Raw genomic sequence first — 17,964 nt, forward strand, 5'->3', positions numbered from 1 at the left:
CAGCGAGGGACCGATCGGAAAGAACGTGGGAAGAAAGAGGGCGCCAAGGCGTAGATACACGGCTGACACTTCTCTCTTGCCCGGGGCGCTGGCGCCGCGTTCAAGCATCCAATCGGACGTACGCCCACAGGGAAGGGCGCAAGAGCAATGCCCGGTGCCATTGCTGGCACTGACCGCTTCTACTCGAGAGGAGTCATAGCCAGAAGTGTGCCAAGTCGTTGCAGGGCCGCCGGCAGGGGATTCGGCGTGTCAGGCGCTCGGCGAGCCATGGGAAGACGTATCGAGACGGTGCGAACTCCAGGGGCTGAGCCTCGAGTTGGTGCGCAACCCATGGGTGCTCGCGTGTTCATTTTGAGAGGAGGATTGTGCTGGAGAAGGGCTGCAGATTGTATTCAACAGTTGGCACAACCCATGCTAAGTTCCGAATCGAGTAGAAGCGGTCAGCACTGAGCGGCTCCGATCAGGACCCAGGGTGCAGGGCATTGCTCTGGCGGCATTACGCCGCGTACCCGGCAAGGGTCGCACCTCAACGAAAGTCGAGGGCCAGAACAGTGCTGACCTGCAGCTCGGGCAGCCCTTGCCGGTGATATCCGCCAATCACCTGACAAGGGCATTCCATGACCGCATTTCGTATTCCGTCCATAGCACCTTCCCTGTTGCGTCGCAGCCTGCTGCCGCTGTGCGCCCTGGCCAGCGCCAGCGTCGAAGCCGGCCCGTTGTTGTGGAACGACAACAGCTTGAGCTACCTCTACGGCCAGCACTTCAAAGTCGACGGTACGGGCGATGACACCCAGCAAACCGTGACCTTCGAACACGCCAGCGGATGGACCTGGGGCGACATCTTCATGTTCGTCGACAACAAATGGTCCAACGGCCTCTCGGGCAATGACGGCCATACTTACTACGGCGAATTCTCCCCGCGGCTGTCCCTGGGAAAAATCAGCAACCGGTCGTTGAGCTATGGCATTGTCAAGGACGTGCTGATCGCCGCCACCTACGAACGCGGCGAAAATCGCAACCGCAAATACCTGCTTGGCCCGGCTCTCGACCTCGCCCTGCCTGGCTTCGATCGCTTCTCCCTGAACACCTACTACCGCAAACCCGACGGCATCACCGGCAAGGCCTCCGGCCAATGGCAGATCAACCCCACCTGGTCGATGACGCTCCCCGTGGGACGCTCAGACATCCTCTTCGATGGCTACCTGGAGTGGTACGTCAACGACGTCGGCAACAAAGGCACCTCCAACTACGTCGCCAAGAGCTTTCACTTCAATCCACAGGTCAAATACGACGTGGGCAAAGCGCTGGGGCAACAGCAGAAGCGTTTTTATGCGGGGCTTGAGTGGGATTACTGGTCTAACAAATACGGAATTGAAGACAACTCGGGATTCCCTACGGATCAGAACGCCGTGAGTCTCTTGCTGAAAGTGCATTTTTGACAGGCGCGCGTGACGGGTAGTGCGTTTGGCCGGGGCGTGTAGTGCCCCGGTTTCCTCCTGCCTGAATTTCGTCGCCGTTTTCTGCATGGCGTGTGGGGAACTGCGTTTTTGGCGGAAGGGGCCAGGCCAGCCACCAAAAAAAAGCACCGACTCTTGCCTGCAGGAAATGGAGCCCGTGGCGGCTTCAAACGGTTTTCGGAAAATACCGACTGGGCGCCTCACCCAGCACGCGACGAAAAACACTGGTGAACGCACTCGGGCTGCTATAGCCCAGATCCGTCGCTACCCGCGTAATTGACTCCCCATTACCCAAACGCACCACGGCCATCAGCAAGCACGCCTGCTGGCGCCATTCGACGAAGCTGATACCGGTTTGTTGACGAAACAGCCGGGTGAAGGTGCGGCGGCTCATGCCGACCTGCCGGGTCATCTCGTCAATCCCGACTTCCAGCGACGGATGCTCGAGCAACTGACGGCAGGCCTGTACCAGCCTTGGCTCACTTGGCAGCGGTGCATTGAGCGAAAGGGGTGCCATGTCGGCTATTTCATGGAGCAGCAAGGCCATCAAGTGACCTTCCCGATTGTCCTCGGCATAGAGCGCCGGAACGTCCATGGCCCGGATCAGCAGATGCCGAAGCAGCGTCGAGACGCCGACTACCTGGCAGTGCGCAGGCAGGCTCAGCCGGGCGGCGGCGGGATCACGAATGTAGGTGTTCAACATGGTCACCGGCCCGTTCATGCTCATCTCGTGTGGCACACCCGCCGGTACCCAGATAGCCCTTTGCGGGGGCACGACCCAGTTGCCCTGATCGGTGAACACCGTGATAACACCGCAGGCGGCGTAGGCAAATTGTCCACGGCGATGGGTATGCAGCGCAAAGTGCTGCCCATCGCGGTAGTCATTCGCCGTGACCACGGCGTCGCGGGGGGTATTTTCGTAGGAATCGATATCAGTTTCGCGCATGGCCCGAATTTAATGATTTATGACCTGAGAGTGCAAGCGAGCCACCCGCTCCATTGCTCATAGTGGCGCCCTGGTTGGCACCTACCGCCGCCGACCCCGCTGCTGGAGCTGGAACGCAATGCAAAAGAAACACCTGGCCCTGGCCCTGCTGGTCACGGTCCTCTGGGGCCTGAATTTCCCCATTACCAAACTGGGACTGGCCGCTGTGGATCCCCTGTTGCTGACGGCGCTTCGATTTACCCTGGCGGCGTTGCCGTGGGTGTTTTTCGTCAAGCGGCCATCGATCGCCATGGGTTGGCTGGCGGCCTATGGAATGATATTCGGGGTCGCGATGTGGGCGCTGATCAACCTGGGCATCGAGCTGGGCGTGCCGCCGGGAAGCGCTGCCCTACTGATCCAGTTCAGTGCTTTTTTCACGATGGGCTGGGGCGTGCTGCTGTTTCGCGAGCAGTTGAGCCTGGGGCAGGCGCTGGGTGCAGGGCTCGCCGTATTGGGCTTGATCAACCTGATCTTCAGCAGCCCCGGCGAAGGCACGACACTCGGTTATGGATTGTTGCTGGTGAGTGCATTCAGCTGGAGCGTCGGCAACGTCATCATCAAACAGTCGAAGGTCCGGGAAATGTTTGCCTTCGTGGTGTGGGCCAGCCTGTTCCCGCCGATTCCCTTGCTGGCGCTTACCTGGCTGGCCCATGGCTCGGCGCCGTTCAGCGCGCTGGTCACGCACTTTGAGTGGATGGCCGTGTTCTCCCTGTTGTTCCAGGTCTACGCGGCGACGCACTTTTGTTATTGGGGCTGGAACCTGTTGCTGCGCGAGTATCCCGTGTCCAAGGTCGCGCCGCTGTCGTTGTTGATTCCGGTATTCGGCATCGCAGGGTCGATGCTGATGCTTGGGCATCAAGTGGGTTTCAATGAAGGGCTTTCGATTGTGTTGATACTGTCGTCGCTGGTCGTGGGGACACTGAAAGGGCGCGGGATTTTGCGCGTGTCGCTGTCTAGGTGGACCTGAAACTGCGGGGGGGAGTGCTAAAAGCCCGGCGAACCGGGCTTTCTCGAACCGAGCGCTGCTTAGTTAGCAGTTTTCAGCTTGATCACATCGCCGGAGACGGTGGTGGTGTAGCCGTTCAGGACCCAGGCCCAGAACCACTTTTCCTGCACTTGAGTATTGATCAGTGCATCGCCACCTTTGGCCTGGATTGCAGCATCCTGTGCGCGAACAAAACGGCTGTTCTGACGAATCGGGATCAGACCGAACAGCATCAGGCCTGTAGCGCTAGCCTCACTGTGGCCAACGACGGTGTACTGATTGCTATCGTAGTGCGGGGACTTCATAGCGGTGCCGGTGCAGCCCGCAAGAACCAAACCACATACTGCAGAAGCGATGATTTTACCGAAGGACTTCAAGGTGTTACTCCATGGAAAAGCGCCCGGATCCAATTACCGGGGAGCGGCACTTTACCGGAAGGGTTCGCGCTTTTGGCATTTTTGACACCTATGCCCCCTCTTGTTAGCGCTGACGTCTATTGATCGTGATGACCCAAGGCGAAACATCAGGGGTTTGTTTTCAAAGCGTCGGCGTGCGCCAGTAACCAGTGCTGGAAACTGCGAACGGCAGGCAGCGGGTTGCGGTGGTGCGGTTGCATCAGGTACAGGCGGCCGCGGCTGCGCATGCTGTGGGGTAATGCCATCTGCAGGCGGCCCGACGCCAGTTCGCCTTCAAGCAGGCTTTTCCAGCCCAGGGATACCCCTTGGCCCATGACCGCCGACTGCATCAGCAATTGGTAGCTGTTGGTGCGCAAGGCGTGCCTCGGGCTGTGGTAGCTGGCGCCGGCATCGGAGAACCAGTCGGCCCAGGTCAGCCAGTCGTGGTAATGGTCTTCCACGATCAGCAGGGTGTGGGCTTCAAGCAGATGTTGCGCGTCCCGAATCTCGCCTCGGCGCTGCAGATAACCGGGGCTGCAGACGGCGATCACTTCCTCGGTTTCAAACACCGGTGACAGCTCCAGACCATGGGGCGCGGGCAATTCGTCAAGGTGATAGAACAAGCCCAGGTCGTATTCGCTGACGTCCAGGTGGCTCGGGCTTTCGCTGCACAGAATGCGGATGTCCAGGTCCGGGTGCTGGCTCTGGAAGTGTGGCAACAGCGCTGCCAGCCAGATCGAACTGATGGTCGGCGTGCTGGCCAGGGTGAGTTGCCGATCCGCCCCACGGCGGCGCAGTTCGGCGGATTCGCGATCCAGCTCGCGCAACAGTCGCTGGATGGTGCGGAAGTAACGCTCGCCGGCCGGCGTCAGGCTGATGCCCAGCGCCAGACGGTGGAACAGCGGGCGCGCAAGGTCTTCTTCCAGACGTTTTATCTGTCGGCTGACCGCGCTTTGGGTCAGGTTCAGCTCGTGGGCGGCCTGGGTAAAACTCAAATGACGGGCGGCGGCCTCAAAAGTCTGCAGACAGTTGAGCGGTGGGAGATCGACGTTTCGGCGCGACATGAGGTATCCAATGGCAAGAGGTAACCCCAGCGAACTGGGGTCGACCGGTAATCAGATTCCGGAGCATCCTGCCATTCCCGGCCTCACAGTGCGACCCGGGCGACGCGTTTGCTCCATTGGCGATGATGTACCTGCTCGCCGTTCTCCCGCGCCACCTGCTCGGCCTCCACGTAGAACCATTGATCATCCGCGCGCAGGTGCAGGCTGCTGTCGACCTCGACTGACCATTGCTCGCGCCCGACGCGGTATTGCCACTGAATATCGGCACGGGTCGACAACGGGTCCCACGGCAAGGTGCGGTATTCCTCGGTGCAACGCTGATCGACCCACAAGCCATGGTCGAGGAAGCGCACCGCACCCAGATCGTCTTCGATGCGCACGCACATTTCGCCGCTGCTGACATCTTCGATCAAGGTGCGCTTGGGCGCGGCTGCTCGCAGCACTTCCAACGCTGCCGGTGGCGCACTTTGCGGCGCTTCGAACGGGCATTCCACCGCCTCACCGGTGAACACCGGCAGCTGCACGCTTTGCAGCCCGGGCAACAAGGTCAGGGTGGTCAGTTCGCGGCTCGGCCACAGCAGCGGGAAACTGGCGGTACTGAGCGCCAGGCGCAATCGGTAACCGGTCGGCAGTCGGACACCCACCTGATCCAGGCTCAACATTACGTCCATTGGCTCGCCCGGCACAGGCGGCGTCAGCTGGGCGAAGTCGTCGTGCAGGTTGAGGTTCAGCACGCCATAGGTGATCTGGCTGACCTGACCGTCCGGCGCTACGGCGTTGAGTCGGGCGACCAGTTGGCCACAGGCGGTGTCGCTGCTCAGGCGCAACTTCAGGCGTACATCGCCCAGCAACGCCAGCGGCTCAGTCAGCGGTTGCGAGTCGAAGCACAGGGACTGGGCATCGTCGCGGCGCTGATCGGTCGGACCATCGGGGCCAAACCAGATCGCGCAGTATTCGCCCTGATGCAGCCCGGTGGTCAGCGGCGAGCAGACGCTGCGTGAAGCGCTCAACGACTGTTGGCCCAGGCTCAAACCTTGATCCTCGAGGCTGAAGTCCGTCCATTGAATCTGCGGATCAGGCCAGCCGGTGGTCTGGACCCATATGCCCGGACGCTCGGCGTAGCTGCCCTTGGGAGGCAGTACATCTTGCAGATAGAACGTGCATGCGGCGTCGTCCATCACGCCATTGTCGATACCCTTGAGCCAGTGATCCCACCAGCGCTTGGCTTCCTGCAGGAAACCGATGGCCGGGTTGGGCACCGCAAAGTGCGGGTACTTGTGAATCCACGGCCCGATCATGGCTTTTTTCGGGCACTGCAGATTTTCCATCAGGCGCGGGACGGCATTCTTGTACGCATCGCCCCAACCGCCCACGGCGTAGACCGCCGCCTTGATCGCCGAGTAATCCTCACACACCGAACCATGGCGCCAGTAGTCGTCGCGCGTCTGGTGTTGCAGCCAGGTCTCGGCCAGCAACGGCATGGCGTCCAGACGCTCCTGCCACAGGGCTTTCCAGCTTTCGCCGACCAGCAATGGATCGGGCACCGCTGCGCTGAAGTTGAGCATGGTCGCCGCCCAGCCGAAGTTCTCCATCAGCAGGTTGCCGCCCTTGTAATGGATGTCATCGGCATAACGGTCATCGGTGGAGCACAACGTTATGATCGCCTTCAGGGCTTCAGGTTGACGCGCCGCCACCTGCAAACCGTTGAAGCCGCCCCACGAGATGCCCATCATGCCGACGTTGCCGTCGCACCAGGATTGCTGGCACAGCCACTCGATCACTTCCAGCGCGTCATTCTGTTCCTGGAGCAAGTACTCGTCGGCCATCAAACCTTGGGACTCGCCGTTGCCGCGCATGTCCACACGAATGCACACGTAACCCTGGCCGGCCATCCACGGGTGGGTCAGCGCATCGCGCACGGCAGTGCCGTCACGCTTGCGATAAGGCAGGTACTCGAGGATCGCCGGGAACGCCTGCTCACCCGCCGTTTCGGGCAGCCAGATACGCGCAGCCAATTGAGTGCCATCGCGCAACGGGATCAGGCAATGCTCGATTTCACGAACCGTGTGGGCAAACTCGGTGATGATTTCCATCGGAGACTCCAAAGCAATATTCAAGATTTGATCGCGAGCCAATGCCTCCCCCAAACATCGGGGAGGCAGGCGCTTGCTGAAACGTGAAGGGGTCAGGCCAGAGGCGGTTTTATCGCGAGAGCTCCGGCGTTGGGGTGGCACCGACGGGCATCTCCCGGGCTCGGGTGGCCTGGCTGACAGGGACGGTTTTCACGTCCAGCAGCGCCGGATTCCTCAGCCAGTAAATCAGCGAGGTACTCGCCAGCAGCACCAGAATCATCCCCGGCAGCCCACCCAGGTTGGAAAGCATCTTCACCCCGTCGATGCCGACGAAGGCCACCATCACCCACGACACCGTCCCGATGATCACGCCCCACACCACTTTGAGCATCGGGTTACCGTCCAGATCCGAATCCGCGGTGACGCCCTTGCTGCACAGGTTGGAGATCACGTCGGTGCTGGAGTCCGCTGCCGTGACAAAAGAAATGAACGCGATGAACAACAGGAAAGCGACCATCAGGCCACTGGCCGGCAACTGCTGGAACATCTGGTACAGCACGTGCTCGACGCCTTGCTCGTTGAGCACACGGTTCAAGCTGCCATCGCCCAGCGCGTCGAAGTACAGGCTGCAACCGGAGAAAATGCAGATCCACAGCGCGGTGAACAGGGCCGGGTAGAGCATGTTGATATGGATGAACTCGCGGACGGTGTAGCCACGACCGATCTTGCCGAGAAACAAGGCACTGACCGGGGCCCAGGCGAACCAGACCGACCAGTAGAAAACCGTCCAGCTTTGCGGCCAGCTGTCACCACTCGCGGCGCCGGTGAAGAGGCTGCGGCTGAAGAAAGTGTCCAGGTAAACGCCCAGGGACTCGACGCCCAGGCTGATCATGAACAGCGTCGGACCGCAGAGCAGCACGAACAACCCCAGCGCCAGCATGATCCAGGTATTGAATGACGACAGCATCACGATGCCGCGCTGCAAACCACTGGCGGCCGAGGCGACGAAGGTGATGACGATCACGCCAATGATGATCGCCAGACGCAGCGGCGTGGTGTCACCGCCGATGTACTGGCTCAGGCCACCGGCCAGGGTCAACGCGCCGGTCCCCAGAGAGGACGCCATACCCGCGACCAGCGCAAACATGGCCAGGGTGTCGATCAGCCCCGCATAGCGTTTGACCCGTGCGGCACCCAGCAACGGTTGCAGCATGGAGCCAATAGAGAAGTTGGCGCGCAGGTTGTAGAACACCAGCGCGAACACCAGCGAAGGCACCAGATAAATCGCGTAAGGGGTGATGGTCCAGTGCAGGAACATCGTCGACATCGCGAAAGTCTTCGCCGCCGCCGAACCCGCCTCGATCGCCATGCTGCTGGGTGGGGAATACAGGTGATAAAGCGGCTCGGCCGTGGTCCAGAACAGCACACCCACCGCCAGCGTGGTGCACAACGCGACCATGAACCAGCGCCACTTGCTCAACAACGGCTGGGCCTGCTCGCCGCCGATGCGCACCTTGCCCAAAGGCGAGAAGTACACAATCGCAGTCAGGACCACCATTGCGAAAGAGCCCGCGCTGAACAGCCAGGAGAAATTCTTGAGGATCATCGTATTGAGCTGTTTGCTCACCGCGAGGAACGCATTCAGGTCGACGTAACTGGCAATCACCGCTGCCAGCAAAATCAGAAACGTTGGCCAAAAAACCAACGGCCGCAATGGATACTTCATATCGTGCGATTCCCCAGACTGATTATTCTTATCGCCTTAAAAGGCATTTTTTAGGTGCGAACCGGGCAGGGTGTTGCTGCGGGCGGTTCGCTTTGCGTCTTCGCTGGGGCTTAGATAACCGTTTATTCGATACAGGGTGCAATCGATGAATGGGTATGGGGGTATTCCCGGAAGTCATGGGGTGTTGGGGTTAGGTCATGGGGGATGACGTGCGGTTGGAATGTCGTACAGCTCGGACATGGAGATCAAGAGAAGTGAGTTTTGGATGCTGCTACATCCATGTTATCCACAGGCGAAAAAAAGGCCCTGCAATGCAAGGCCTCTAAATTTTGGCGGGCAACTTGCACCCCCACTTCTTGAGGAAAACGGGATCAAGGTAAAGGGGCCGAGTAGCTATCAGCTTCAAACCAAAAGCCAAATCACCCAAAGCCGAACAGTAAAAAAGCCCCGAAAAATCTCAAGTCCGACCCCAGATGCCAGCCCCACACACACAACCCCTGTAGGAGCCAGCCTGCTGGCGATAGCGCCAACCCAAACACAAAAATCCCAAAGCTGCACCTAAAACCCACTCACACCAAACAGCCCAACAATGCCCGCCAGCGCACCAAAAACCCTGTGGGAGCCGGACTTGCCCGCGATAGCGCCAGCCCAGCCCAGCCAGCATAAATGCTGAATCAACTACCACCATCCCAGGCACCCCACACCACACAGGCCTCAGCGCGACTAAATATCAGGCGTCACCCTCGCTCGGCTTAGAGGTCGGCCCGCAAGCCTGATCCCGCTCCAGTACCTTCCGCACATCATCAACCACCGCCATACCCATCGCCGTCAGGTAATGCGCAGCACAGGCGTGGTAGTTCGTGTCGGTTGGGTAAGCCGCATCCTTGGTGAGTGCTTTCGCGAGTAAGAGGAAGTCGGACGCCATGATTAATGCATCGCCAAGGGGGACGTTGCAGGTGACGTGGAAGAGGGCTTGATCGCCGCAGTAGATGGCGGGGGTGAGGCCGATGGTTGTTAGCTTTGGTTGGTCGGTCATTGGGCATCTCCGGGGATGGAGAGGCAATGGGGGAGGGCGTTACGCGGTTGGGAATTGCGTAAAGGGGGAAGCCAAACTTCGTATGGTTTGATGCTGCGCATTATCCAACTCCTTGATATGGGAGCTGTCACGTTCGTTTCCACACGAATGGGTGACAGCTGTGCGCAGGGTGGAAAACCGGTAATCAAGGAAACCGGCACGCCCGAAGACGTCCCACGCACAGCCGCCATAACTCACGCTGCTGGCATAAAAATAGCGCCGGCAAACGTGATTGGGGCGCTGTTGCGCCTTGATTTACGCGGGTTTCCACACCCGGTCGCTGAATTTGCAGCGACTGTGGGAGGGTATCGTCCTGATTCATTACATGCAACCTTCGAAGGCATCGATCCCAAGCCGCCCAAGCTTAGAGACGAATAGATGTGCTGCACCCTTTTTTGGCATTGGAAGCCGCTACGTTCAAAGGCCGTTATCGGCCATGAGCGGCCATTCGCCCACAACCGTCTTCTGTCCGGTCAGCGCCTGCCTCGCTCAGATCGGCGGCTACGCATCATCTCCCTTACCGAAATCTGTGAATGCCTCTACAAGTGTCGCTAGGGTGACATCGTGACGAATTTCCTCAATGCTAGATTGCGGGCCCGCAGAGAAATTAGAGCGCAATTGTTCGCAGCGCTTATAAGTTTTGACGCGGGAGGATACAGCCTGTAACTGGCGCAGAATTGCATGATGCCGGGTATGGTCCCCAGCCCTGATCATCTGTGGGAGCATTTCAATAACTGGCCGTTTTGGAGCATCTGCTTCCTCCGACAGATGATTCGTAACTTGCCCGAGTATTCCACACAAGAACCCAAGATCAGGGGTGATACGTATTGCAAATCGACGGGCGCGCTGGGCTGTTGTTGAGCGACTCGCTTTCCGGCTGACCTGCCCCTCGTGTTTTTGGACAAAGACCAGCAACCACTCCTCGATCTCTACGAGTGATTGGCCGCCGCACCACATTGATACCAGTGTCTTAAGGGTTTTTAGGATTAGGCGAGCGGTCTCTTTTGGTTTGCTAGTGTTCGAATAGGCACGACCAAAAACTGACTCTAGGGCCGCGCCTCTAACAAAAATGGTCAGGTCTAATGGGTGCTCGGCGATGATATCGAGAAGCCAGCTCATCCAATCGGCAGTGGAGTCCGTTTCCATTGAGGTTTCTTGTAATGCATCGGCCAGTCGCTCGATCAGCCTAGGAGGAATCCCGTTGCGCACAGCGATCTCTCGCTGCCAGTCGAGAACGGGAGGATCGCCAAGTGCCTCCTCGGCTTTCTCCAGCGCTGTACGGCGTCTCTCCAGCCACTTGTCTGCATCAGCTGCACTGGCTGCTTTTTTCCGGAAATACCCCAAGGACCTTCGCACGATATCGTCAAAGCCACTTGCTCCGTCCTCTGTCACGGAAGAAAGACGCCGGATCATTGCTTGCATCTTGGCGTCCAAATTAACGGAGGCTTCAACTTGATCCAAAAGCAGTTCAATTGGATCAAATATTTCCTCACACGCGTCCTGATCGGAGAAAACGGTATTCAGCACAGACTGTGGAGCGAAGGCGAGCTCGTCTGGATCGACCCGGATTGGTTGTGCCGGTACAACGATGGAGAGTCCAGTAGCCGAATAGGCCGCACGACCCGCGCGGCCTAGAGCATTCAATATTTCATGGGGCCGTAGATCGGTTCGGGGGTTGCCGTTCGGGTCATCGACAGCACTGCGGTCGGTGCCAGCAAGGACCACTACATCGCAGGGAAGGTTGAGTCCTTGCGCAATTGTCGAAGTCGCCGCAATCACATCAAGCCCCAGGGCCGCGCTTTCCCCATCCCGGCGCGCACGGAAAACGCTCTCAGTGAGCCTTCTTTCCAGTGGAAGAAGATCCCCATGATGCACAGCTGCGCGCCGGAGGGTCGGATCGAAGGCTGCATGTTCCGATCCTACATCCTCTAGGATGGCGCTACGAATCTCCTCCTGCGTTTCGTCCAGCGGCACGGTCGCGGGCGTGAGGATGCTGTTGACTTCATCAGCGACGCTTCCACACGCTTTGATGTCATTGCAAAACACGATGACACGCTTCCCGAGCGCAGCATAGTCAGCCGCGATCTGTGCTGCGACTTGGTTGCGGTTTGAGGTCAAGTAACCATTGTCATTTAAGAGGAGCGCCGGCGTACGCTTTGTCAGAGCTCGCACAACAAGCTTCTCTGGTCGCTTCGGATGCCAGCCCGAAATCAGGGAAAACAACCCCAATGGCTGAACCAAAACTCTTTTGCGCGCGGATTTCGTTGGCAGCTTGGAGGCACGATGAACCGCTTCCTTCACATTTGAATTGTCATAGATGACGCAAGAACGGAGCTGGCGTGTCGGCTTCCAAGGATCATCGAATGCATTGACTTCGCGTCCGGTGACATCTTTAAGCCAGCGCGCTATCTCTTCTCCGTTTGCCACCATTGCCGAAAGTAGCAGCAGATCCGCATTCGCTCGGAGTTTGAGGAAGGTGAGTAACGCCAACATTGCGTCAATCGCCCTCGCATTTATTTTGTGAGTTCTAGACGGATCATCCGCACCGATGAGATGGAATTCGTCGAACACCATAAGACCGACTTTTGCAAAGAGATCCGGCGAGAAGCCTAGAAGGGCCAAGCACCTTTCAGGCGTCATGACGGAGAAGGGCGGTAGCTTTTCCCCCAGCTCCTCCAGAGCAGTGTCTTCCACGCTGACCGGTTCTATATCACCGATATGACCCGATAGATCCGCCTCAACTTGATCCACAAGCGCATGAGTTGGTGCCAGATAGACGACGCTTTCGCCAGCGCAGAGAGTGGCTGCAATCTTCAAAATTGAAAGCGTAGTCTTGCCTGATCCGGTCGGTGACGTCATCACCATCGATTGGCCGCGATCTAGATACCCCGTGCTGATCGCCTTGAGATGATTGACCCACAAGAACGGTCTTGAACGTGCCTGAGTTTTAGTCCATTCGTTCCACGCATTGTTGTTGGCACCTAAAGGTGCTGGAAGGCGCACGAGCATCGATGCCTGGACGCCTTCGACAAGATGACTTAACAAGGTAGCGAGGTGGTGAGGACCTGCAAATTGATGGTACACCGATCCCTCAAGTTCAGAACCGAGTTCAGTTGACGAGGCTTGGGATAACTTGACGACGCGGGCAAGGCGCTTATGGATATCTTTGTTGAGAGAGCGGCCACTTACGGCTTCGTTTGCTAGATCCTGAATAGCGTGCGCGCATTCTCTCAGGAGAAGGTCGGTTGCGTATTCGCGGCTATTGCTTCGCCGAATTAGATCTTGCTCAAGATCACGGTCAATCACTGCAGTTAAGTTGCCAGTGGCGAATTCACGGAGGCTAAGGATCAGCGAACGCCTGACCGCTCTAAGCTCACCTTTAGCCCTAAGCTGCGCAGCGATTTCAGCTGCATCCGCTGCCCGATCTGCGATGAGAAACAGAAGCGTCGCTGAGATCGCCGAACCAATGGCATCGCTCGACAACAACGTGGGCTCCGATCGTGTTTCACGCGAGCGGGACAGGATCTGATGAGCGGTACCCGATACAAAAGCTGCGGCGCTTGACTGTTCCGGTCGAATATTAAGCGCAACATATGCCTCGAAGGTAGAGGCGAGCCGACGCACGCGATCAAACACGTCCGTATTTGATCCTTCTTCAACATTCGCCGACATGAGACGTGCCGTCGCCAGTTCGATGTGGGCTTCTGTCAAAAGCTCATCAAGCGTATCAGGGTCTAGATCAGGAAGGTCAGGAGCACCTCGAAGCAGCATGCGAGAGCTTGAGTCAAACACCGGATATATCCTCCACCCTGGCGATCACTTCCTGAGCGAGGAGATCAAGACCGATACGAACATCATCAAATGGCAGAACACCTGCAACTCGCTTTTCAATTGTCCCTGTCACTACGTCGTCAAATCCTTTTACTATGTGTACGAAGCTTTTTGACTTGCGCTTGTCCTCACCGGTAGCTACAGAAACTCTGAAGTGACGAGTACCTTCCCAAAAAATCTCGTCAACTGCACTTTCAGCATCGATTGCCGGAATGCCTTTCAGCAATGTTGTTAGATCAGCCAGGATCTCGTCGTCACGGTCGCCGCTTATAATCGACTTAATTTCCGGCCAGACATTTTTTCTGATTAGAGGTCGCGGGTCTTCGGAAGCCTTGTCCTCACAAAGGACTATCCGTTCAATTCGCTCTTGGCTCTTGTCTAACTCGATGATGAATCCGTCAAATCCCTTGTCGGCTTGCCGCACATGCGGTGAGGTCATGTAGCCATCGGGGATCGCCTGCCTGGCAACAATCCAGGAAATGTGCTGAAAGAGAAGCCCATCACGATGCCAGATTGATGTATCGATTCGCTTCTGTGCTGCTTCCTTTTCTTTTTCAGTTCCCGACTTAGCAGCTTCAACGTCTGCTTGTTTTGGTGCCGTCAGCTTCCTGATGACATTCTCAGCAACCCTTCCCTTGAGTGAGCGGGGCCTTGGCTCCAAAGCACGGATTATGCGTTGGGCGTTTTCTTCCTGCTGCAGATACAGATAGGCCAAGATCTCGACCAGCCTTCCACGGTCGCCTTTGCCGATAGACCATTCTGAAAAATTACATGCTTTTGTTTTGTCCGACGTGAGGCTGATAGGCATAGCAGGTGAGACCCCAAGAAAAATCCTATTTCAGGAGAGCGTCAATACGAAGCGGGAGATTCCAGCCTATTAATTGGCAGCCGATCATAGTCCAATAGAGCGCTTGTGGAGAGGGTTACGATTTTCGCACCGAGCTATTCTGAAAATTCCGCTACCTCAGCATGTAGGTGGTCGACAATGTGGCCAGTACCGGCCGGCTCCAATCCGCAACAAGCAGCTATTGTTAAGCGGCGGTTAAAGACTGAGAGCGAACCAAATCATAGGGCGTCGCGCATACGAGTGTAGGTACCTAAGGGCTTCATGCACAGCAGGCAATCGAACGATATCCTAGCCGCCTACAGATTCTCTCAGGGATCATGCTAGTTCCCACCAGGAACTTTGTAGTTCCCGCGGGGCATTTAATGAGATATAGTTTTGGGCATTGAGAAGCCGCCTGGAGTCGAGCCTGTGACAGCCGAAATTGAAAAAGTAACCACCATCACCAGTATCTGCACGATCCTCCTTCGGGAGCTTCGCACCGAGAGAGGCATACATCAGGCGCAGGTAGCTGACTGGATTGGGAAAACACCAAGTGCCTGGACAAAAGTTGAATCAGGCAAAAGCCCGCTGCCGTTCGACACGTTCGTCAGGGTTTGCAAAAGCTTCCAAGTCTGGCCTTCTGCAGTCCTCGCCACTGTAGAGCGATACGAGGCTTTGCTTGTGCAATACGGCTGGGCCGTTTTGGCGTCTGAGCTTGATAGCAACGAGGATGACCTTCTCCGTCTTGCCCAGGAATACTGGGCGTCGCCAGGATGCCGTCGTGCAATAGCGAATCGGTTGCCTACATCGTTAATACCGGTGCTGAATGGTCCACAGACGGGTTTCGATGGCAAGATTATGATCGCTGCGGCCTTCCGATTCGCGCTGGATCAAGAGTTCCAAAGCACGCAATTGACCCAGCTGCCTGGAATCGGGTCGGCTTCTCTGCTTTGATGGCGCCGGAAGGCTTCTACACGTCAGAAGTCCGTTCGCCAAATGCACACTGCCGGCATGGTCTGCTTCTGGCCGATTTCTGCCTATCACAAAGCGCTGCAAACAGCCCAAAGCCGTCGATCAGCCTTGTGTTCAAACGATCATTATTTTTTGTGCAACATCATGCCAGCTTGGACAGGCGTGGCGACCAAATTAGTTCAGCTTCGTGGGCATCCACTTGTTAGGTCGGCCGCTTCCATTCATTGAATGTCTTTCAGATAGCCGTTGAGCGCCATAAGCGGCGCATCAAGCTGCTCCATCGTCCTCGCTGCACTGAAATCCCCCGCCAACCTATGCAGCTCGCGCCCCAAGACCGAATCAATACCACCGAGCGCACCCAGCGCTAGCGTCAGGCACTCATCCACTTTCGTCTGGATCGTCCCAATATCCTCCCTGCGGACCAACAACCCAAAAACCTCCCGCTCATAATCGCTCATCAGCAAATCATCCCGCAGAATCGGACTCGAATCTTCCGTCTCATACGCGAGCTTCAGACAGAACAAAGCAACAGTTTCCAGCAGCAATTCCATGGGGGAATCCTTGTGAATGAGTCCATCACGGCGGGCGGCGGGGAAGAGAAGCAAGATCAAAAGATCGCAGCCTTCGGCAGCTCCTACACGGACGGCGGGGTGTCAGCCACTTTATCGCAGGCGAAAAAAAAGGCCTTGCAAAGCAAGACCTTTCTTAATTTTGGTGCCCGAGGGAGACTGTCGGGTTCCATATATCATGTGGCTTGCAGCTCGATTATACAGTCAGGGATACACGCTGGGATACACGGTGCCCGCTGCTGGGCTCTTTTAATGAAGTAGCGGCCGTACGGTGATTATGTTCTATCCGGCCGTGGTGCGGGTAGCGTGCCGTCCGACGAACGGTCGGTTTGTTCGCAGGCACTAATTCACGTGAGCAAAAATCCGCTTCGCAACATAGCATAAGCTTCGATCCTGCTGCTTCTGTACCGCCTGACTTGTAATCAGTAGGTCCCGGGTTCGACTCCTGGTGCCGGCACCATATAGATCAACAACTTAGGCTCACCGTAAGGTGGGCCTTTTTTGTTTCTGGAGTTTGATACCCAATTTGGTCACAGCTTTGGTCACAGCTTCTCTGTTTATTGGAGCTGGCGGCATATACTTTTTGACCGGCACCTCGCTTCACTGCTGGTTTGGCTCCCGCGCTTTTTTATGCCAAAAGGACTCCTCAAGCTCGGCAGAGTGTCGCCAACAATGCGCGGAGCCCTGGAAGCTATCGACAAGAATGAGGGATTCATCAGGATGACGCTCGCGGTGATGATGGCGCCGGATTGAATGCAATCGACCATTTGCATTTGACTTGACCAGCGCTCTTCATGGTACTGACCGGCAAAGAACGACCCATAGCTGCCCTTCGCGGAGGGCAGCTAACGACCCGTTGCGGTCACTGGGGAGAGATGCAACGAGATATGACTTCAGCCTCCCATACCGAGGATCAGCAGCTAATATTAATGAGCTAGATTCCATTCATCCGACCCAAGGGACGCGAGTCATGATCTCGACACTAGAGCTTCGCCACATTATTGAATGTGGATTCCAGCCTCTCTCCTGCACATGCTCAGCCAATCCGGACGGATCTTTGATGATCAAGGTATTCGATTCGACCTCTGGGCGGGTTGATCTCCTGGTCACTGCGGTTACGACCAGCGAACTGACGTCCAGCCGGGCAATTGCAAATTTGATTGGTGAGCTTCGTTCTGAAATGGCAGCGCACCAAGCGACGGGCACGGTGGTATTAGCCAAATAGTGATCCGGGTTATAAAAATGGCGCTGCCGAGGAGATCGATAATGGCAGAATCGCTGGCAACTGAGATGGCCACGATCAACTCAAAGGTGTCGTTTGTGTCTCTCAATTATGAGACGTTTGTTCGCGGCCTTCTGATCGTTAGTTTTTGAAAAATGCCTACGCTGGAAGTGTCAAAACCGCATGTGGCGACATTCGAACAAGGAACCATTGCGTGAACATAGAATGGGAAAAACTCTCACCCGTATCTGGACGGGGGATCGTTGTTGAGGATGACCCAATACTTCGCATGTTGATGGTCGAAATTTTGGTCGAGATTGGTCTCCACTCCTTGGCATTTGAAACCGCCGATGACGCGTTGATTTACTTGCTAAGCAGGCCGAATGATTGTCCGCTCGTGATCGCGGATCATGGTTTGCCAGGTCAACTGCAAGGCGCCGAATTTGTCGCGTTGGTGAAGACGAAATGGCCGTCCATCGCTACGATCCTCACTTCCGGCTACGCGCTGGATGCCTCAACTGTTCCCACCTCAACGGCGTACCTGCACAAGCCTTGGTCTATGGAAGATCTGGTGATGGCTGTAGCAAACCAACTTCAACCTGGTCGTCCGCTCCAAAAAACTTCGTAACGACGGTGGAAGTATCTACCAACAGCAGACAGTCACGACTGACCGCTTATGGCCCAGAGTGTGTAAAAACGCTTCGTCAAAATTGAAGTGCGCGCGTCTACGTTAAATCTGAAATTTATCGGCACGTCAGCAGATGTGGATTTCGCTGAGACGCGCG

Annotated in this window: 16 protein-coding genes; 7 read left to right on the top strand and 9 right to left on the bottom strand. The window is 56.8% G+C overall.

Annotated elements, in window-relative coordinates; all coding sequences use genetic code 11:
• Window positions 1–617 precede the first annotated feature (617 nt).
• Window positions 618–1,439: an outer membrane protein OmpK gene (locus tag ACA063_RS04850; protein ID WP_497664985.1), complete on the top strand. Its 822-nt coding sequence runs from the start codon at window positions 618–620 to the stop codon at window positions 1,437–1,439.
• A gap of 184 nt (window positions 1,440–1,623) precedes the next feature.
• Here the strand turns inward: ACA063_RS04850 and ACA063_RS04855 are convergent, their stop codons facing one another.
• Window positions 1,624–2,403: an AraC family transcriptional regulator gene (locus ACA063_RS04855; protein WP_497664986.1), complete on the bottom strand. Its 780-nt coding sequence runs from the start codon at window positions 2,401–2,403 to the stop codon at window positions 1,624–1,626.
• Window positions 2,404–2,521: 118 nt separating this feature from the next.
• Between ACA063_RS04855 and ACA063_RS04860 the strand changes: the two genes are divergently transcribed.
• Window positions 2,522–3,409, top strand: a complete 888-nt coding sequence (locus ACA063_RS04860; protein ID WP_497664987.1) for an EamA family transporter — start codon at window positions 2,522–2,524, stop codon at window positions 3,407–3,409.
• 59 nt (window positions 3,410–3,468) lie between these two features.
• Here ACA063_RS04860 and ACA063_RS04865 read toward each other — a convergent pair whose 3' ends face one another.
• The 5 genes from ACA063_RS04865 to ACA063_RS04885 form a co-directional block, all read right to left on the bottom strand.
• Window positions 3,469–3,804 (bottom strand): hypothetical protein, encoded by a 336-nt coding sequence (locus ACA063_RS04865; protein ID WP_497664988.1) that lies wholly within the window; start codon window positions 3,802–3,804, stop codon window positions 3,469–3,471.
• A gap of 146 nt (window positions 3,805–3,950) precedes the next feature.
• Window positions 3,951–4,886, bottom strand: coding sequence for a LysR substrate-binding domain-containing protein (locus tag ACA063_RS04870; RefSeq protein WP_497664989.1), 936 nt, complete (start codon window positions 4,884–4,886; stop codon window positions 3,951–3,953).
• Between the two features lie 83 nt (window positions 4,887–4,969).
• Window positions 4,970–6,979, bottom strand: a complete 2,010-nt coding sequence (locus ACA063_RS04875; RefSeq protein ID WP_497664990.1) for a CocE/NonD family hydrolase — start codon at window positions 6,977–6,979, stop codon at window positions 4,970–4,972.
• Window positions 6,980–7,088: 109 nt separating this feature from the next.
• Window positions 7,089–8,684: a BCCT family transporter gene (locus ACA063_RS04880; RefSeq protein WP_497664991.1), complete on the bottom strand. Its 1,596-nt coding sequence runs from the start codon at window positions 8,682–8,684 to the stop codon at window positions 7,089–7,091.
• Between the two features lie 730 nt (window positions 8,685–9,414).
• Window positions 9,415–9,720, bottom strand: a complete 306-nt coding sequence (locus ACA063_RS04885; protein ID WP_497664992.1) for a DUF3077 domain-containing protein — start codon at window positions 9,718–9,720, stop codon at window positions 9,415–9,417.
• A gap of 90 nt (window positions 9,721–9,810) precedes the next feature.
• Between ACA063_RS04885 and ACA063_RS04890 the strand changes: the two genes are divergently transcribed.
• Window positions 9,811–10,137, top strand: coding sequence for a hypothetical protein (locus tag ACA063_RS04890; RefSeq protein ID WP_497664993.1), 327 nt, complete (start codon window positions 9,811–9,813; stop codon window positions 10,135–10,137).
• A gap of 123 nt (window positions 10,138–10,260) precedes the next feature.
• Here ACA063_RS04890 and ACA063_RS04895 read toward each other — a convergent pair whose 3' ends face one another.
• Window positions 10,261–13,551, bottom strand: a complete 3,291-nt coding sequence (locus ACA063_RS04895; protein ID WP_497664994.1) for a DEAD/DEAH box helicase — start codon at window positions 13,549–13,551, stop codon at window positions 10,261–10,263.
• Entirely contained in the window at window positions 13,544–14,398 is an 855-nt protein-coding gene (locus ACA063_RS04900) for a hypothetical protein (protein ID WP_497664995.1), read from the bottom strand. The genes ACA063_RS04895 and ACA063_RS04900 overlap by 8 nt, the downstream gene beginning before the upstream one ends.
• A gap of 447 nt (window positions 14,399–14,845) precedes the next feature.
• Here ACA063_RS04900 and ACA063_RS04905 point away from each other — a divergent pair, with 447 nt between their 5' ends.
• Window positions 14,846–15,370 carry a helix-turn-helix domain-containing protein gene (locus tag ACA063_RS04905; protein WP_497664996.1) on the top strand — a complete coding sequence of 175 codons (525 nt, stop codon included), beginning with the start codon at window positions 14,846–14,848 and terminating at the stop codon, window positions 15,368–15,370.
• 239 nt (window positions 15,371–15,609) lie between these two features.
• Here the strand turns inward: ACA063_RS04905 and ACA063_RS04910 are convergent, their stop codons facing one another.
• Entirely contained in the window at window positions 15,610–15,939 is a 330-nt protein-coding gene (locus tag ACA063_RS04910; protein WP_497664997.1) for a hypothetical protein, read from the bottom strand.
• Between the two features lie 519 nt (window positions 15,940–16,458).
• Here ACA063_RS04910 and ACA063_RS04915 point away from each other — a divergent pair.
• The 3 genes from ACA063_RS04915 to ACA063_RS04925 all read left to right on the top strand — a co-directional run bounded on the left by ACA063_RS04915 (window position 16,459) and on the right by ACA063_RS04925 (window position 17,807).
• Entirely contained in the window at window positions 16,459–16,710 is a 252-nt protein-coding gene (locus tag ACA063_RS04915; RefSeq protein ID WP_497664998.1) for a hypothetical protein, read from the top strand.
• 217 nt (window positions 16,711–16,927) lie between these two features.
• Entirely contained in the window at window positions 16,928–17,182 is a 255-nt protein-coding gene (locus tag ACA063_RS04920; RefSeq protein ID WP_323628657.1) for a DUF1652 domain-containing protein, read from the top strand.
• 211 nt (window positions 17,183–17,393) lie between these two features.
• Window positions 17,394–17,807 (top strand): response regulator, encoded by a 414-nt coding sequence (locus ACA063_RS04925; RefSeq protein WP_497664999.1) that lies wholly within the window; start codon window positions 17,394–17,396, stop codon window positions 17,805–17,807.
• The last annotated feature ends 157 nt before the right edge of the window (window positions 17,808–17,964 follow it).

The organism is Pseudomonas sp. LBUM1643 (genome assembly GCF_059716215.1).

Coding starts and splice junctions, on each gene's coding strand:
- ACA063_RS04850 (WP_497664985.1), top strand. CDS start 618: ATGACCGCATTTCGTATTCCGTCCATAGCACCTTCCCTGTTGCGTCGC.
- ACA063_RS04855 (WP_497664986.1), bottom strand. CDS start 2,403: ATGCGCGAAACTGATATCGATTCCTACGAAAATACCCCCCGCGACGCC.
- ACA063_RS04860 (WP_497664987.1), top strand. CDS start 2,522: ATGCAAAAGAAACACCTGGCCCTGGCCCTGCTGGTCACGGTCCTCTGG.
- ACA063_RS04870 (WP_497664989.1), bottom strand. CDS start 4,886: ATGTCGCGCCGAAACGTCGATCTCCCACCGCTCAACTGTCTGCAGACT.
- ACA063_RS04875 (WP_497664990.1), bottom strand. CDS start 6,979: ATGGAAATCATCACCGAGTTTGCCCACACGGTTCGTGAAATCGAGCAT.
- ACA063_RS04880 (WP_497664991.1), bottom strand. CDS start 8,684: ATGAAGTATCCATTGCGGCCGTTGGTTTTTTGGCCAACGTTTCTGATT.
- ACA063_RS04885 (WP_497664992.1), bottom strand. CDS start 9,720: ATGACCGACCAACCAAAGCTAACAACCATCGGCCTCACCCCCGCCATC.
- ACA063_RS04890 (WP_497664993.1), top strand. CDS start 9,811: ATGCTGCGCATTATCCAACTCCTTGATATGGGAGCTGTCACGTTCGTT.
- ACA063_RS04900 (WP_497664995.1), bottom strand. CDS start 14,398: ATGCCTATCAGCCTCACGTCGGACAAAACAAAAGCATGTAATTTTTCA.
- ACA063_RS04910 (WP_497664997.1), bottom strand. CDS start 15,939: ATGGAATTGCTGCTGGAAACTGTTGCTTTGTTCTGTCTGAAGCTCGCG.
- ACA063_RS04920 (WP_323628657.1), top strand. CDS start 16,928: ATGATCTCGACACTAGAGCTTCGCCACATTATTGAATGTGGATTCCAG.